Annotated in this window: 1 protein-coding gene; it reads right to left on the bottom strand. The window is 71.1% G+C overall.

Translation table 11 applies throughout. From position 1 onward, the window contains the following. The coding region (locus FXO18_RS15795; protein ID WP_187774407.1) for an arabinosyltransferase domain-containing protein at positions 1-967 on the bottom strand (967 nt) is incomplete at both ends.

A 967-nucleotide genomic window follows, 5' to 3' on the forward strand; every position in this document is an offset into this window, starting at 1 on the left:
CTCCTCGTACCAGGCGAGGGAGGGTCCGATGGCGGTGCGGAGGCGGGAGGCCTCGGTGACGGTGGCGAGGGTCTGGTCGTAGAAGATGATGAAGAGCACGGCCATGCCGGCGGCGAGGATGGGGGCGGTGACGGGGATCCAGCCGTGCTCGCGGGCGCGCTTGATGAGGATGGCGAGCAGGGGCCTCGAGCCGGCGAGGAGGGCGGCGACGGCCATGAGGCCGGTGGGGCCGGCGGCGAGGGAGAAGGCGGCGATGATGACGGCGGTGGCGGCGGGGAGCAGGCGTCCGGTGGCGATGGCGCGCTCGATGCTGATCCAGGTGAGCAGGGCGCCGACGGCGATGATGGGCTCGGGGCGCAGGCCGTTGTTGTAGGGCAGCCAGAAGGCGAGGAAGACCGCGGCGGCGGTCCAGGTGACGGCGGGGGTGGTCCGTGCCCGGCGGCCGAGGCGGGGGATGACCTCGCGGGAGATGATCCACCAGCACAGCAGGGAGGCGATGAGGGTGGTGATGCGGATGAAGGGGCTGGCGGTGGAGATCTGGGCGAGCAGGGCGGTGATGTCGTAGAACCAGCCGAAGGGGGCTTCGGAGACGCCGAACCAGCGGTAGTAGTTGGCCATGTAGCCGGCGTCGTTGGCGACGCGGGCCATGGTGAGGATGTAGCCGTCGTCGGCGGTGTTGGCGCCGATGAGGTACCAGATGGCGAGGATGGTGGCGACGATGCCGTCGAGGGGGCGCAGGCGCCACCAGCTGGGGGGGAGGAAGCGGCGGTGGCGGCGGCCGTCGGTGGTGTCGAGCTGGTGGAGGGCGGTCAGGGCGAGGAGGGTGGCGAGGATGCCGGTGGCGATCGCGGCGAGCTTGAGGGGCGTGGGGTGGGTGGAGAAGCGGGAGTCGATGTCGATGGTGAGGTCGAGGCCGGTGGGGGTGGTGTCGAGGTCGGTGAAGACGCCCACCACCTGCGGCATGAAC

Source organism: Lolliginicoccus suaedae (genome assembly GCF_008312885.1).
In the GTDB taxonomy this organism is placed as follows: domain Bacteria; phylum Actinomycetota; class Actinomycetes; order Mycobacteriales; family Mycobacteriaceae; genus Lolliginicoccus; species Lolliginicoccus suaedae.